Annotated in this window: 4 protein-coding genes; 2 read left to right on the top strand and 2 right to left on the bottom strand. The window is 73.7% G+C overall.

Annotated elements, in window-relative coordinates:
- Window positions 1-431, bottom strand: a 431-nt coding sequence (locus ACIBFB_RS27185) for a TetR/AcrR family transcriptional regulator (protein ID WP_397235009.1), incomplete at its 3' end; no start/stop codon positions are given.
- Between the two features lie 109 nt (window positions 432-540).
- On the opposite strand from ACIBFB_RS27185, the gene ACIBFB_RS27180 reads away from it, so the two are divergent.
- Both ACIBFB_RS27180 and ACIBFB_RS27175 read left to right on the top strand, forming a co-directional pair.
- On the top strand, window positions 541-984 hold the full coding sequence (locus tag ACIBFB_RS27180; RefSeq protein ID WP_397235007.1) for a 4-oxalocrotonate tautomerase family protein: 444 nt from the start codon (window positions 541-543) through the stop codon (window positions 982-984).
- On the top strand, window positions 977-2,005 hold the full coding sequence (locus ACIBFB_RS27175) for a zinc-binding dehydrogenase (protein ID WP_397235005.1): 1,029 nt from the start codon (window positions 977-979) through the stop codon (window positions 2,003-2,005). The genes ACIBFB_RS27180 and ACIBFB_RS27175 overlap by 8 nt, the downstream gene beginning before the upstream one ends.
- An 81-nt stretch (window positions 2,006-2,086) precedes the next feature.
- On the opposite strand, the gene ACIBFB_RS27170 is transcribed toward ACIBFB_RS27175, so the two are convergent.
- Window positions 2,087-2,824: hypothetical protein (locus tag ACIBFB_RS27170; RefSeq protein ID WP_397235003.1), on the bottom strand; the 738-nt coding region annotated here is incomplete at its 5' end.

The raw sequence follows: 2,824 nt of genomic DNA, 5'->3' as shown, positions 1-2,824 counted from the left end.
CCGTGCTCGCGCAGCGAGGCTGCCAACAGGTCCTGCCAGGTGTCGAAGACCTCGGCCGCCGCCCTCAGGGCCGCGGGCCGCTCCTCGGTCTCGGGCTCCTCGATGGCCACGGCCAGGACCGGGCACCCCACCCGGTAGCCGTTGTCGAGGATGATCGAGCGCCACAGGTCGAGGTAGGCGCGCAGTCCGGCCGCCGGCCCCTTCCGCAGCGCGCGCCGCAGACCCGCGGCGACCGTGTCCCCCGCGTAGCGCACGGCTTCGGCGGCCAGTTGCCCCTTCCCGTCGGGGAAGTAGTGGTAGGTCGAGCCGAGCGGCGCACCGGCGTGCTTGGCCGTCTCCCGGATGCTCGTGGCGTTCAGTCCGCGTCTGCTGAGCATCTCGGCGGCACCGACCACGATCCGTTCGCGCGCGGAGAGCTCGTTCTCGCTCACGTGGGCAACCCCTCGGCTCAGTTCACCATGACAGTCGTTATAGTCTACTCCCACCTTCGCTTATAACGACTGTTATAGGCGAATCGCGACCGCCGAGAGGGAGTGCGACATGCCCATGATCCGACTGACCTGCCCTGCCGGGGCGTTGACCGAGCCGGGGCGCGCGACCGTTCAACGCGGTCTGGCCGAGGCGCTGCTGCGGTGGGAGGGCGCCCCGGACGCGGACTTCTTCCGCGCCCAGGCCTGGGCCTACCTGGACGAGGTGCCCGCAGGGGCGCAGACCACCGCGGGGGACGACGAGCCGCGGTTCCTGGTCAACGTGACCGTGCCCGCCGGAGCGCTGTCGGAGCGGCGCAAGGCGGGCCTGGTGGAGGACGCCACCCGGATCGTCCTGGACGCCGCCGGCCTGGCCCAGGACCAGGCCCTGCGCGTGTGGGTGCTCATCCACGAACAGCCCGACGGCACCTGGGGCGCCGGGGGCTCGGTCATCCGCTACGCCGACCTGGTCGCACTGGCCGACAGCGATGCGGGGAAGGGCGAGCCCGATGCGTGAGCTGACCTACACCGGGCGCTGGGCGGTCGAGTTCCGCGACGCCCCCGACCCCGTGCTCGGCTCCGACCGGGAGGCGATCGTCGCCCCCGTCGCGGCGACCTCCTGCGACGTGGACTCGGCGATCCTGGCCGGGCACGGCTTCATCGACCCGCCCTTCCCCCTCGGACACGAGTGCGTGGCCCGCGTCGTGGAGGTCGGCGACACGGTCACCGCGGTGGCGCCCGGGGACCTGGTGGTCATGCCCTGGTCGATCAGCTGCGGCGGTTGCGACCCCTGTCGCTCCGGGCTCACCGCCCACTGCGCCTCCGTGCCGCACATGGCCATGTACGGCGCCCCGATCGGCGGATCCTGGGGAGGGCTCTTCTCCGACCTGGTCCGTGTCCCCTGGGCCGACGCCATGCTCGTCCCCCTGCCCACCGACCTGGACCCGGTGGCCATGGCCTCGGCCAGTGACAACTGGTCCCTGTCCTGGCGCCTGGTCTCCCCCCACCTGAAGGCCCGACCGGGGGCGCGTGTCCTGGTCGTGGCGCGCGGCAGCATCGGCCTGTACGTGTGCGACATCGCCCGCGCCCTGGGAGCGGGCGACGTCCTGTACGTGGACCCCGACCCCGGGCACCGTGCGATCGCCGAGGGCTTCGGCGCGCGCACCGTCGAAGCCCTGGAGCCGGTCCGCCACGGGTTCGACATCGCGGTGGAGGCCACCGGCCGCGTCGACCAGTTGGAGACCGCCCTCAGGAGCCTGGCCCCCGAGGGCATCTGTGAGAGCGCGGGCAACCACTTCCGGCCGGGCGGGCTGCCGCTGCTGGACATGTACCTGACCGGCGTCACACTGCGCATCGCCCGCGACAACGTCCGCGGTCACATCCCCGACGCCCTGGAGCTGGCCGCCTCCGGGAAGGTGAACCCCGAGCGGGTGGTCTCCCATGTCCTGGACTGGGAGGACCTGCCCGAGGGCCTCCCGGAGCGCCACCCCAAACCCGTCTTCGTTCGGCGGGACCTCCTGCCCGACCGCGCGGACTGAACCGACCCCGCGCGGGTTCGTGCGCTGTGCCCCGACCTGCGCTCACGCGGTGCCGCCCCCGGTGGGGCGGCGCCGGCGTCCTCAGGGGCGGGGTTCGGCGGCCAGCAGCGGAGCGCGCCGGAGCACGACCTTTGTGGCGCGCCGGGCGTAGGCCCGCGGAGCCTGCTCCCAGTCGGCGGTGACCGTGGTCACCCGCTCGGCCTCGAACCCGGTGCGCGCCACGAAGTCCAGCAGTTCGTCCAGCACCGCGCGCGGGTGGGACACACCCAGGCGCAGAGTGGAGTCGTTGGCGTACATCCGCATGAGCGGTACCCGGGTGGCCGGGGCGACGTAGTAGCCCACGGCCGTGCACACCCCGCCCGGAGCCAGCGCCCGGACAGCCCGCTGCAGGCCCCGGGTGCCCGAGGTGGCCTCCACCGTGACGTCGTAGCCGCCGCGGCGGGGCCGGGCGCCGGGGGCGTTCAGCGGCCGGATCCGAGCCCCGAAGGATGCGGCGATCCCCCGCCGGTCGGGGTCGTCGTCGAAGTAGTCGACCTCCGAGGCTCCCAGGGCGACGGCGAGCCCGGCAGCGTACAGGCCGATGCTCTTGGCCCCGCCGCCCAGGACGAGCACCGTCCCTTCGGGGCGTTCGGCCAGCGGCCCGGCGACCGTGCGCCAGGCGTCGGCGAGGTTGTCACTGGCCGCCGCCACGCGCGCCGAGGGTACGCCGTCGGGGACGGGCGCGAGCATGTGGTCGGCGTAGGGCACGCGGAAGGCGTCCGTGACCATGCCGCCCCACTGGCCGCTGGCTGGACCGAATCCGTAGGCGGCGAGGGTGGA

The organism is Nocardiopsis sp. NPDC050513, assembly GCF_044457925.1.
In the GTDB taxonomy this organism is placed as follows: domain Bacteria; phylum Actinomycetota; class Actinomycetes; order Streptosporangiales; family Streptosporangiaceae; genus Nocardiopsis.
This window is presented reverse-complemented; position numbering and strand designations above follow the sequence as displayed.